Here is an 11,310-nt window from a genome sequence, read left to right as displayed (position 1 = left end):
CCAGATGTGGAAGCCCGGTAACGGGTGAAGCTGACTGGTACTAATAGGCCGAGGGCTTGTCCTCAGTTGCTCGCGTCCACTGTGTTAGTTCTGAAATAACGAACAGCTGTGTCAACACCAGCATGTTCAAATTTCATAGTGTTTCGGTGGTCATAGCGTTAGGGAAACGCCCGGTTACATTCCGAACCCGGAAGCTAAGCCTTTCAGCGCCGATGGTACTGCAGGGGGGACCCTGTGGGAGAGTAGGACGCCGCCGAACAATCATTGTGGGAAAGCCCCGCACCTTATGGTGCGGGGCTTTTCTGCGTTCACGGGCCGATCGGGCCGGCCCCACGTCTGTCGTCCGCCCTCTGTCGTCCGAATGGCCGCAGCAGTCCGGTGACGCGTCGTCGGCGGCCCGGCGAGACGGGCCCTACGTCCCTTTAGTTCGTACTGTGGGGGTATGGGCTACGACCTCGTCATCTTCGACAACGACGGCGTGCTGGTGGACAGCGAGCCGCTCGCCAACAGCACCCTCGCCGGGTACCTGACCGAGCTGGGGCACCCGACCACCTACGAGGAGTCGGTCCGCGACTACATGGGATCCGCCGTGCACCGGGTGCACGACCTCGTCCTCGAACGGACCGGGCAGCAGCTGCCGGCCGACTTCGACGAGACCCTGCACGCGCGGACCGTCGCCGCCTTCGAGCAGGAGCTGAAGCCCGTCCCCGGCGTGGAGGAGGTGCTGGGGGCGCTGACCGCGCAAGGCATCGGGTACTGCCTGGCCTCCTCCGGGAGTCACGAGCGGATCAGGGTCGGGCATCGGGTCGCCGGGCTCGACGGGTGGTTCGAGGAGGAGTGGATCTTCAGCGCGCAGGACGTGGGGCAGGGGAAGCCCGCTCCCGATCTGTACCTGCACGCGGCGCGGCGGATGGGCGTGGAGCCTGCCCGGTGCGTGGTCGTGGAGGACAGTCCGCTCGGGATCCAGGCCGCCCGCGCCGCGGGCATGGACGTGTACGGGTTCACCGCGATGCTGCCCGCCGACCGGCTCCCCGGAGCCACCGGCCACTTCGGTGACATGAAGCAGCTCACCGGACTGCTCGGGCTGGAAGCAGGACTGGGTATGTGATCTCTCTACCCACGGGTAGCCCGTGGGCCTACGCTGACCCGCCATGACGGATGATGTGCGGCTGCGGCGTGGCCGCGGCGCTCTGGGGTTCAGCTTCTTCGTGCAAGGCGTCGCCTTCGCGCTGCTTGTGACACGGATCCCGGCCATCCAGGACCGGTACGGGATATCAGACGGCCTGCTGCCCGCGTTCCTCGCGGCCGTGCCGATCCTCGCGGGCGCGTCGAGCGTGGCCACCGAGCACCTGGTGAAACGGGTGGCGCCCAGCGTCGTACTGCGGTGGGCGCAGCCGCTGGTGCTGCTGTCCCTGCTCGGCGTCGGGGCCGGCGGTCGGATGTGGCACGTGGCGGTGGCGCTGGGGGCGTTCGGGTTGTCGGTGGGCGCGCTCGACGCCTCGATGAACATGCTCGGGGTCAGCCTGCAACGGGCTTACGGGCGGAGCATCATGCTCGGCTTCCACGCCGCGTACAGCCTCGGCGGGATCCTGGGGGCCTCGGCCGCGTGGGTGGGGGCGCACTGGGAGCTGAACCTCTTCGCCGGCTACCTCCCGGCCGTGGTCGTGCTGCTGCCGGCGGCCTTCCTGGGGAGCAGGCACTACGTCGACGGGCCGGCGGGGCAGGACGAGGCCGTCGGGAAGGGGCTGGGGGCCGGCGGGTTCAAGCTGCTGCTGCCGCTCTGCCTGGTGATGGCGTGCGCGTACATCGGGGACTCGACGGTGGCGAACTGGAGTGCCAAGTACCTCCAGGACGTGCTCGGGAGCTCGGAGCAGATGGCGACCGTCCCCTACAACGTGTACATGGTGACCACCCTCGTGGGGCGGGCCGTCGGGGACCTGGGCGTACGGCGCTTCGGGGCGGCGGCCGTGGTGCGGGCCGGGACGCTGGTGGCGGCCGGCGGGTTCGCCGTGGTGGCCTCGGCGTCGGGGGCCTGGGTGGGGATGGTCGGCTTCACGATGCTGGGGATCGGGCTGTGCGTGATCGTGCCGCAGACCTTCGCGGCCGCGGGGAGGCTCTTCCCGGGGGCGTCGGACACGGCCGTCGCGCGGCTCAACATCTTCAACTACGTCGGCTTCCTGATCGGGTCCCCGCTCGTCGGGGCGGTGGGCGACGCGTGGAGCTATCGGGGCGCGATGCTGGTGCCGATGGCGCTGGTCCTGGTGACACTCCTCCAAGCCCGCTCGTTCGGCTCCGAGGGCGCCGGATACGGTGTCCGGCATGAGCGGGCGCGGGTTGTTGATGTGGGACGAGGCGGTCACGAGGTATGACTTCGGACCGAGCCATCCGATGGACCCGGTGCGCCTGGCGCTGACCATGGGCCTGGTGCGTGCCTTCGGGCTGGACCGGGCGATGGAGGTGCGGGCGGCTCCCGCGGCCGGGGACTCGACGCTGCGGCTGGTCCATCGGGAGGACTATGTCGCCGCGGTGCGCGAGGTGTCCGAGGACCCGGGCGTCGCGGACGGTTCGTACGGGCTGGGGACCATGGACGATCCGGCCTTCCACGGCATGCACGAGGCGTCCGCACTGATCGCCGGGCAGTCCGTGGCGGGTGCGGAGGCGCTCTGGAACGGTGAGGTCGAGCACGCCGTGAACTTCGCCGGCGGGCTGCACCACGCCATGCCGGGCGGCGCGGCCGGCTTCTGCGTCTACAACGACGCTTCGCTGGCCGTCGCCCGGCTGCTGGAGCTGGGCGCCGAGCGGGTCGCGTACGTGGATGTGGACGTGCACCACGGGGACGGCGTGCAGGCGGCCTTCTGGGACGATCCGCGGGTGCTGACCATCTCGATGCACGAGCACCCGCGGACGCTGTTCCCGCAGACCGGCTGGCCCGAGGAGACCGGGGGCCCGGAGGCGGAAGGCTCGGCGGTGAACATCGCGCTGCCCGCCGGGACGGGGGACGAAGGCTGGCTGCGGGCCTTCCACGCCGTCGTGCCGGAGCTCCTGGCGGACTTCAGGCCGCAGGTGCTGGTGACCCAGCACGGGGCCGATACGCACTTCGAGGACCCGCTGGCACACCTGGCGGTCTCGCTGGACGCCCAGCGGGCCGTCCAGGAGGCCTGCCACCGGCTCGCGCACGAGTACGCGGACGGGCGGTGGCTGGCGCTCGGCGGGGGCGGCTACGCGGTGGTGGACGTCGTCCCGCGGTCGTGGACGCACCTGGTGGGGATCGCCGCGCACCGGCCGGTGGATCCCGAGGCGGCGGTGCCCGCCTCGTGGCGGGACGAGGTGTACGCGCGGACGCGGCAGCCGGCGCCGGCCCGGATGACGGACGGGCGGACCCCGTCGTGGCCGGATTGGGACGCGGGCTACGACCCGGCCGACCGGACGGATCAGGCTGTTCTGGCCACGCGTCGGGCGGTGTTCCCGCTGCGCGGCATGCTGACCTGACCGCCCGGACGGCGCACTGCCGCATCGTTACGCCAACTGTGGGGCTGTTCGCCGGAATTGATGACCCACCAGATGCGTTGGGGCAGCATCGGAGGGTGTTGAGCACCGGCGCGCTGCGTGCGCATCTGCTGGCCGCCCGGTTGGCCGGGCCCGTCGCCACCTCCCGGGAGGAGAGCCTGCGCAGTTACCGGCTGTTCGCGGCACGGGATCCGCGGGTGATGCTGGGGCTGGATCCGGAGCGGGCGTGGGGCGAGGGTGATCTGCTGAGGCTGATGGCGGACAAGTGCGGGGTCTCGGCGGACCCGGCGCACGTCAGCGGGCCGGACGTGATCGATCCGGAGCGGACCGTGGCCGCGCTGGAGGCCTTCGCGGGGCGGCTGTGCGAGGCGGCGCGGGCGCGGTCGCCCGTGCTGTTCGGGACGGGCCATCCGCATCGGCTCCTGGGCTTCTACGCCGCTTTGGCGGAGGCGTTGTCGGCGGCGGGATGTGTTGTCCTCACCCCCGCGCAGGGGGTGAGTGTCGACATGGCGACCCGGTTCGGCGTACGCACGCACAGCATCGAATACGTACGGGGGGTCGCACTGGTGCGGGAACCCGGCGTGCGGGTGCCGGGGAGTGCGACCGGCGTGCACACCCATTCTCCGCTGCCGGTTCGGATGGCCCTGGGGGCCCTCGCGGAGGCCGGCGGGCCGCTGCCGGAGTTGGTGGTGGGGGACCACGGGTGGGTCTGCGGTGCAGGTCAGCTCGGTGTGGAGGCCATCGGGTTGGCGGATACGGATGATCCCGCGCTGTTCGTCGGGGAAGCCGAGGGGCGGGTCTCGGTGGCCGTTCCGCTCGATGACGCGGTGCGAGCGGACTACTACCGACCGCTCACGCGGTACGTGCTCGGCCGCGCGAGTCTGACGGGGCGGCAGGAGTGGCCGTAGCTCCTCTTCCCCACTCGTATCACGCGCCCCTACTCTGGGGAGTGAGCGTGCGACGACGAGGAGTAACCGGAGGGGAAGCCGGTGCCCGTCATGCGCGGAAGGTCAAGGTGTGTCATGGCTGCTGGCGAGAGGCCTCTCAGTGAGGTTCAGTTCCTGACCGTGGCGGAGGTCGCCTCGGTGATGCGAGTGTCGAAGATGACCGTGTACCGGCTGGTGCACAACGGTCATCTGCCCGCAATCCGGGTGGGCCGGTCCTTCCGGGTCCCCGAGAACGCGGTCCACGAGTACCTCCGAGAGTCCTATGTGGGGGTGGAGTCGGCCTGAGACTGAGGCTCGGGATGCCCCTGGCTACGACGCGGAAGCGCTCGGATTACAAGCTCAGAGCTCGGGCGGGTAGGCTAGGCCGACGTAGGTCGTGTGGGCCCAGACGCCCCGCACCAGTGAAGAGAAGTGAGCGAGGGTAGTCGTGGGCTCTGTTATCAAGAAGCGGCGCAAGCGGATGGCTAAGAAGAAGCACCGCAAGCTGCTCAAGCGCACCCGCGTCCAGCGCCGTAACAAGAAGTAAACGGCAGCTGTACGTGTTTACCGCAGCCCCTCCACCATCCTGGTGGAGGGGCTGCGGTGCAGCCGGGGGACTTCTTCGAGGGAGGCGCTGAGCTCGTGGGGAAGGTCGTACTCGTCACCGGGGCTGCCCGGCAGTTGGGCGGCCGCTTCGTGCGCCGTATCCAGCGTGACCCGGACGTCGAGCGGGTGATCGCGGTGGACGCGACGACACCGCCGCACCGGCTCGGATCGGCGGAGTTCGTCCGTACGGACATCAGACAGTCGGCGATCGCCAGAGTGCTGGCCGAGCACGCCGTGGACACGGTGGTCCATCTCGCGGTCACCGGAGGCAGTGCGGGAACGGGCGGTGCGCACAGCACCGTCAAGGAAACGAACGTCATCGGCACCATGCAGCTCCTCGGTGCCTGCCAGAAGTCGCCGACGGTACGGCGGCTCGTGGTGAAGTCCAGTACCAGCGTCTACGGGGGAACCCCCCGGGATCCGGCCGTCTTCACCGAGACCACGGAGCCGAAATCCCTGCCGGCTGGCGGCTTCGCCAAGGACGCCGCCGAGGTCGAGGGCTACGTACGGGGCTTCGCGCGCAGACGGCCGGACGTCGCGGTGTGCGTCCTGCGGTTCGCGAACATCCTGGGGCCCTTCGCGGATTCGGCGCTCGCCGAGTACTTCTCGATCCCGGTGATGCCGACGGTGCTGGGGTACGACCCGCGGCTGCAGTTCGTGCACGAGGACGATGTCCTCGAAGTACTGCGGCTGGCGGCGCGGGAGCCCCGGCGCGGGACCCTGAACAGTGGGACGTTCAACATCGCCGGTGACGGTGTGCTGCTGCTGTCCCAGTGCTCACGGCGCCTCGGGCGGCCCACGGTGCCGTTGTTGCTGCCCGCGTTGAACTGGGTGGGCGCGGCGCTGCGCGCGGTCGGGGCCAGTGACTTCTCGCCGGAGCAGATGAGGCTGCTCACCCACGGCCGGGTCGTGGAGACCACGCAGATGCGCGAGGTCCTCGGCTTCGAGCCGCTCTACACGACCGCCGAGACGTTCGCGGACTTCGCGCGGAGCCGGGGGAGCGGGCTGCTGCCCCCGGAGCGGGTCGGGCGGGTCGTGGACCGGGTGGCGGCCATGCTGGACGCAGACGGGCTCGACGGGCTCGAGGACGACGCCTACGCGGCTGAAGGAGCGAAGCGATAGTGGCGGACGCCAAGGTCATTCCGTTCGACGAGGACCGGCCCCGGCGGCGGATCCCCCGCCGGGTGCGGGCGGTGCCTGCCGCTGATCCGGTGGTGGAGGAGACCGCCGCCGCCGAGCCGGCGCCGTCCGCGGCGCCCGGCGACAGCTGGGACCGGCGGCTCGCCGGCGGGCTGGCGTTCCTACGGCGGCGGATCACCGGGGACTACGAGGTCGACGACTTCGGCTACGACAAGGAACTGACGGACCAGGTCCTGATGTCCCTGATGCGGCCGCTGTACGACAAGTACTTCCGGGTCGAGGTCAAGGGCATCGAGAACATCCCGGCGGAGGGCGGCGCGCTGATCGTGGCGAACCACTCCGGGACGCTGCCGCTCGACGGCCTTATGCTCCAGGTCGCCGTGCACGACCGCCACCCGGCGGAGCGGCACCTGCGGCTGCTGGCGGCGGACCTGGTGTTCCAGCTGCCGGTGGTCAACGAGCTGGCCCGCAAGGCGGGGCACACCCTGGCGTGCGCGGAGGACGCGCAACGGCTGCTGGAGGCCGGGGAACTGGTCGGGGTGATGCCGGAGGGCTTCAAGGGGATAGGGAAGCCGTTCGGAGACCGGTACAAGCTCCAGCGGTTCGGGCGCGGCGGGTTCGTGTCGACGGCGCTGCGGGCGGGGACGCCGATCGTGCCGTGCTCGATCGTGGGGGCGGAGGAGATCTACCCCATGGTCGGCAACGCCAAGACGTTGGCACGACTGCTGGGGGTCCCGTACTTCCCGATCACGCCGACGTTCCCGTGGCTGGGGCCGCTGGGCGCGGTGCCGTTGCCGACGAAGTGGACGATCCAGTTCGGGGAGCCCATCCCGACGGACGGGTACGCCGCGGAGGCGGCGGAGGACCCGATGCTGATGTTCAACCTCACGGACCAGGTGCGGGAGCAGATCCAGCACACGCTCTACAAGCTGCTGGTGCAGCGGCGGTCCGTGTTCTTCTGACGCGCTGACGTGCTGACGTGTTCACGCGCTGACGTGTTCACGGGCTGTCGGTGAACCAGCCGAAGAGCGAAGGAAGGGGCGGGGCCGCCGAAGCGGCCCCGCCCCTTTCCTGTTACTCGGCGTCCTCCGCACCCAGACCCAGGCCCGGAAGGAGCCCCGGGAGCAGGGGCGGGATGGTGATGTCCGGCTTCGGGTTCTCCGGCGTGCCCGAGGGCGGCGGGGCCGACTGTCCCGCAGGCGGGTTGAGCAGGTCGCCCGTACCGCCGAGGAGGCCGCCCGCGGGGGGCCGGGAGCTCCCCGAGGGGGACGGCGCCGCGGGGCTGCCGGACGGCGTGCCGGCAGCCGGGGCGGACTGGTGGGCGCCGCTGGGGGTGCCCGGCTTGGCGGCCGGCCCGGGGGTGCCTCCGGTGCCGCGGCTCTGCTCCGGTGCCTTGGGGAGCAGGCTCTGCAGCGGCGCCACGTCTTCGTCTATGGCCTGGAAGACCGACTCCACCTCACCGCCCACGTCCGTGAGCTGTGCCGGGAGCTTCCCGCGGAGCTTGCCCCACGCGTCGCGGTGGGAGCGGGAGAACGACGACAGCTTCTGGATCGGGCCGAGCGAGCCGTCCCGTTCGTACGCGGCCTGGAGGAGGCGGTGGCCTTCCTCCGCGTCGTGCTTCACCCCGGCCAGGGCCCGACGGATCGCGCCCAGGGACTCGTGGTCCAGGTCGCCCAGCCGGCCTCGTTCCATCAGCCGACGGGCTTCCGACAGACGGTTCGAGGCCTGGTCGAGATAGAGCTCGCCCCGGTCCGCGTCGTCGTCGGCCATCCCCAGCTTCAGGTCCTCCATGCCCCGCTTCACGGGGTAGAGGTGGTCACCGGGCAGGGCGTCGGTGCTGGCAGCGGCCACTCCGCTGAAGGCCCCGGCGGCCACACCCACGGTGAGGCCACCCGCTGCGATGCCCTTGGACCAGCGGGAGCGTGGCCGCAATTTCCGGAGCGAGGTCGCCCGGTGGGCGCCGCGGCCGGTCCGCTGTTCGGGCACCAGAGGGTCCGAGGCGGCACCGCCCCCGGCCCTCTCCTCCAGCACCATGGCCTCCATGGCGGCAACGAGCTGGGCTCGTTGCACCACTTTGACCTCGGGGTCCAGCGCTGGGCGCGGCATTCTTTCGCCGAGCACGCTCGCCAGGGCCAACAGCCGGTCGTGGTCGGCAGGTTCGGCAGGTGCCTCGGACTGCTCGGCCGCCGAGTCCGGATCCGGAAGATCGGACAGGGTCCGATCCTCCAGGGCCTGGGCGAAGGCGTTCGCCCGCCGGTGCGGGGTCACGTTCGCGATCACTGGCGGCACCTCCTCTCGTCATGACGATCGACTCCCCAAGGTGTCCGGAAGGTTGCCTTCCTTGAGCACATCCACACTTTCGGGTGAGCGGCTTCGGGCAAAGCGTGTCCACAGGGAGCCTGCATTCCGCACAACGAGCGTCGCGGCACTTGGGTTACGGACGAAGGATGATCTGACCACAGCGTCATCGAGGGGTCACCGAATGTGAGGTTGTGTAGGAGGGTCAGCGGGCGTCTTCGGGGAGGAGGCGGGCCAGGGTGCGCACCGCCCGGTACTGGAGCGTCTTGATGGCGCCCTCGTTCTTCCCCATCACCCGGGCCGTCTCGGCGACCGAGAGGCCCTGCAGGAAGCGCAGGGTCACGCACTCCTGCTGCTGCGGATTGAGCTTGCGTACGGCCTCCAGCAGGGCCGCGTTGGAGAGGGACTCCAGGACGGAGTCCTCGGGGCTGCGCTCGACCTCGTTGGCGTCGAGCATCTCGCCGGTGGTGACCTCCAGCCGGAACCGGCTGGACTTGAAGTGGTCCGCCACCAGGTTGCGGGCGATCGTCACGAGCCAGGCGCCGAAGTCGCGGCCCTGCCAGGTGAAGGTGGAGATCCGGCGCAGGGCGCGCAGGAACGTCTCGCTGGTGAGGTCCTCCGCGGTCGCCTTGCCGCCGACGCGGTAGTAGATGTACCGGTAGACCGTGTCGCTGTACTGGTCGTACAGGCGGCCGAAGGCCTCGGCCTCGCCCGCCTGGGCACGTTCGACCAGGTCCATCATGCGGGCCTGGTCGCTGTCCGCCGTGGGGCGGCGGTGGGTGGTGGCCTGGGTGCCGGTGCCGGCGGCGTTGGAGCCACCGGCGGCGCGACCTCGTCTGCCCACCGTCGCGCCCCCGTCGGTCAGGGCATAGCAAGGACCGGCCGGGCCGAGGCCGGCAGGGACCGCGGCGGCGAAGGCGGGGACGGCGTACGCGGTGGGGACGAAGCCGCGCAGGTGGTCGAGGACCGTTGCGCGCAGCTGAGCCAGGCCCGAGGCGTCAACCCCGACAGGTGGGTACACGGGACTCCCAGAGGCAGAGCTTCCATCACGTGCAGTGCGGAACCGTTCACCCGTCGTGGCGACAGGTGGCCGGTGGCATGCGTTTGAGGAGAATAACGCTTCGTACAGGCAGCGCTACACCCAGTTGCTCAAATCACCGGTTCCGACACTTCTGTTGCGTGTCGAGGGCATATTCAGTCGCAGTTGGTGATCGATTCTTGATCACTTGGATACGCGGAATGGACGCTTCCATGGGGTCCCGCGACCGACTCGGGCATGCCCGAGTGCCGCGCCGGGGGCGCGGGTAGAGGTGAGCGAATGACCGGGTCGGAGCCGTGGTCGAGGCGGGCCCGGGGCGCGTGGGGCCCCGGGCCTGGTGTTGCTACTTGCGGCGGCGGTGCAGGGCGATGGCCGCGGCCGCGCCGCCCGCGATCGCGCCGACGCCGGCGGCCGCCGGGACGCCGACCTTCACGGCCTTGCGGCCGGTCCGATAGTCGCGCAGCCGCCAGTCGTTGGTGCGGGCATGCTTGCGCAGTTTTGTATCGGGATTGATCGCGTACGGATGTCCGACCAGCGACAGCATCGGGATGTCGTTGTGCGAATCGCTGTACGCGGCGCAGCGTTCGAGGTCGAGCCCCTCGGCGGCGGCCAGGGCGCGGACCGCCTCGGCCTTCGCGGGGCCGTGCAGCGGCTCGCCGACCAGGCGGCCGGTGTAGATCCCGTCGACGGACTCGGCGACGGTGCCCAGGGCGCCGGTCAGGCCGAGGCGGCGGGCGATGATGGTGGCCGTCTCCACGGGGGCGGCCGTGACCAGCCACACCTTCTGGCCGGCGTCGAGGTGGGCCTGGGCCAGGGCGCGGGTGCCCGGCCAGATCCGTTCGGCCATGTACTCGTCGTAGATCTCCTCGCCGATCGACATCAGCTCGGAGACCTTGTGGCCCTTGACGATGGACAGGGCGCTGTCGCGGGCGTCCTGCATGTGCTCGGGGTCCTCGACCCCGGCGAGCCGGAACCAGGCCTGCTGCCAGGCGAAGCGGGCCAGCTCGCGGCGGCGGAAGAACTCGCGCTTGTAGAGGCCGCGGCCGAAGTGGAAGATCGCGGCGCCCTGCATGACGGTGTTGTCGAGGTCGAAGAAGGCGGCGGCGAGGTCGTCGCCGGCGACCGGGAAGACGGGTTCTTCCGGAGCCCGGTCCGAGCCCTCTTCGGCGAGGGCTGCCGGTTCCGTTTCGGGTTCGGTGAGCGGTGGGGCCTCGGCCAGGGCGGACTTGCGGGCGGCCTCGGCCGAGGCCTCGCCCGCCAGCACGCTGCGTGCGGTGGCGGAGCGCCGACGAGGGGGGAGCCATCCGAGAGCGGCCATGACGCGAGCATAGCCACTGTGTTCGGGAGTTCCCGAACCGATGGGATGCGGAGGCGTGAACTCTTCGAGGCGACGCTGTTACGCGAGGGCGCGGGAGAATGGGTGGCATGAGCCCTTTGTTGCGCCGTAAGGAAAAGAAGCAGCCCGGCGAGCGGACCGTGACGCTCATCGGGAAGCCGGGGTGCCACCTGTGCGACGAGGCGGAGGAGGTGGTCGCGAAGGTGTGTGCCGAGACGGGTGCGCAATGGGAGAAGAAGGACATCTCGCAGGACGAGGAGCTCTACCGGTTGCACTGGGAGCAGATTCCGGTCGTGCTCGTGGACGGCGAGCAGCACACCTTCTGGAGGGTGAACCCCGACCGGCTCCGGCGGGCGTTGGGGGCCTGACCCTCTCCCGGTTACCATCATGGGCGATTTATGGGGTCTCGGGGGCGTATCTGTGAGGAGTGTGCACGGTTTTGCCCCCTTTGGGATTTG

General features: G+C 70.4%; 12 protein-coding genes and 1 rRNA gene. 10 read left to right on the top strand and 3 right to left on the bottom strand.

Annotated features, from left to right (window positions below):
• The first annotated feature begins 142 nt into the window (after positions 1-142).
• The 9 genes from rrf (at position 143) to ACGFYY_RS20880 (ending at position 7,141) form a co-directional block, all read left to right on the top strand.
• Positions 143-259: ribosomal RNA gene (gene rrf, locus ACGFYY_RS20920) — 5S ribosomal RNA — on the top strand.
• A 183-nt stretch (positions 260-442) separates the two neighbouring features.
• Positions 443-1,108 carry an HAD family hydrolase gene (locus ACGFYY_RS20915; RefSeq protein WP_393711186.1) on the top strand — a complete coding sequence of 222 codons (666 nt, stop codon included), beginning with the start codon at positions 443-445 and terminating at the stop codon, positions 1,106-1,108.
• Positions 1,109-1,151: 43 nt separating this feature from the next.
• A complete protein-coding gene (locus tag ACGFYY_RS20910; protein WP_393711184.1) occupies positions 1,152-2,369 on the top strand; it encodes an MFS transporter in 1,218 nt (405 codons plus the stop codon).
• Positions 2,320-3,489 carry an acetoin utilization protein AcuC gene (locus ACGFYY_RS20905; RefSeq protein ID WP_365279762.1) on the top strand — a complete coding sequence of 390 codons (1,170 nt, stop codon included), beginning with the start codon at positions 2,320-2,322 and terminating at the stop codon, positions 3,487-3,489. Before ACGFYY_RS20910 ends, ACGFYY_RS20905 begins: the two co-directional genes overlap by 50 nt.
• Positions 3,490-3,584: 95 nt before the next feature.
• A complete protein-coding gene (locus tag ACGFYY_RS20900) occupies positions 3,585-4,415 on the top strand; it encodes a phosphatase (RefSeq protein WP_365279759.1) in 831 nt (276 codons plus the stop codon).
• A gap of 114 nt (positions 4,416-4,529) precedes the next feature.
• On the top strand, positions 4,530-4,739 hold the full coding sequence (locus ACGFYY_RS20895; protein ID WP_008738568.1) for a helix-turn-helix domain-containing protein: 210 nt from the start codon (positions 4,530-4,532) through the stop codon (positions 4,737-4,739).
• A 142-nt stretch (positions 4,740-4,881) separates the two neighbouring features.
• Positions 4,882-4,980 (top strand): 30S ribosomal protein bS22, encoded by a 99-nt coding sequence (locus ACGFYY_RS20890; RefSeq protein ID WP_003948845.1) that lies wholly within the window; start codon positions 4,882-4,884, stop codon positions 4,978-4,980.
• Between the two features lie 95 nt (positions 4,981-5,075).
• Positions 5,076-6,161 carry an NAD-dependent epimerase/dehydratase family protein gene (locus ACGFYY_RS20885; protein WP_393711181.1) on the top strand — a complete coding sequence of 362 codons (1,086 nt, stop codon included), beginning with the start codon at positions 5,076-5,078 and terminating at the stop codon, positions 6,159-6,161.
• The gene (locus ACGFYY_RS20880) at positions 6,161-7,141 is read left to right on the top strand and encodes a lysophospholipid acyltransferase family protein (protein WP_365279753.1); all 981 of its coding nucleotides are present in this window, start codon (positions 6,161-6,163) and stop codon (positions 7,139-7,141) included. Before ACGFYY_RS20885 ends, ACGFYY_RS20880 begins: the two co-directional genes overlap by 1 nt.
• 112 nt (positions 7,142-7,253) lie before the next feature.
• On the opposite strand, the gene ACGFYY_RS20875 is transcribed toward ACGFYY_RS20880, so the two are convergent.
• The 3 genes from ACGFYY_RS20875 to ACGFYY_RS20865 all read right to left on the bottom strand — a co-directional run bounded on the left by ACGFYY_RS20875 (position 7,254) and on the right by ACGFYY_RS20865 (position 10,834).
• Positions 7,254-8,459, bottom strand: coding sequence for a DUF5667 domain-containing protein (locus tag ACGFYY_RS20875; RefSeq protein ID WP_393711179.1), 1,206 nt, complete (start codon positions 8,457-8,459; stop codon positions 7,254-7,256).
• A 223-nt stretch (positions 8,460-8,682) separates the two neighbouring features.
• Complete coding sequence (locus tag ACGFYY_RS20870) at positions 8,683-9,498, bottom strand: ECF subfamily RNA polymerase sigma factor, BldN family (RefSeq protein WP_393711177.1); 816 nt, start codon at positions 9,496-9,498, stop codon at positions 8,683-8,685.
• Between the two features lie 361 nt (positions 9,499-9,859).
• A complete protein-coding gene (locus ACGFYY_RS20865) occupies positions 9,860-10,834 on the bottom strand; it encodes an HAD family hydrolase (protein WP_393711175.1) in 975 nt (324 codons plus the stop codon).
• Between the two features lie 98 nt (positions 10,835-10,932).
• Here ACGFYY_RS20865 and ACGFYY_RS20860 point away from each other — a divergent pair, with 98 nt between their 5' ends.
• Positions 10,933-11,220: a glutaredoxin family protein gene (locus ACGFYY_RS20860; protein WP_314247780.1), complete on the top strand. Its 288-nt coding sequence runs from the start codon at positions 10,933-10,935 to the stop codon at positions 11,218-11,220.
• Positions 11,221-11,310: the final 90 nt, after the last annotated feature.

The organism is Streptomyces sp. NPDC048331 (assembly GCF_043201215.1).
Lineage (GTDB): Bacteria > Actinomycetota > Actinomycetes > Streptomycetales > Streptomycetaceae > Streptomyces.
The sequence above is the reverse complement of the archived record's forward strand: the minus strand, read 5'-3'. Positions and strand labels throughout refer to the sequence as shown.